Here is a 233-nt window from a genome sequence, read left to right on the forward strand (position 1 = left end):
GGTCGTTGCGGATGCGGGCGAGCGGGGTGAGTGGCGCGGTTGTCCAGGCGGACACGGTGTCGGCCACGGCCCCGGGGAGCTCGTCGCCCTCGCCGAGCGGCCAGCCGAGTTCGAGCCGGCCGTCGCCCTCCCGCGGTCCCTTCACGTGCCAGCCCTCGTCCGGGCCGCCGGTGCGACGGCGCAGCGCCACCCCAGCACGGGCGAGATCGCCGTCGGCTGTGTCGAAGTACTGC

At 76.0% G+C, this 233-nt stretch carries 1 protein-coding gene; it reads right to left on the minus strand.

The features are described from left to right. Positions 1 to 233, minus strand: a 233-nt coding sequence (locus tag R0J87_RS25010; RefSeq protein WP_498889724.1) for a CYTH domain-containing protein, incomplete at both ends; no start/stop codon positions are given.

Source organism: Halomonas sp. SIMBA_159 (assembly GCF_046536035.1).
Classification (GTDB): Bacteria; Pseudomonadota; Gammaproteobacteria; order Pseudomonadales; family Halomonadaceae; genus Vreelandella; species Vreelandella venusta_A.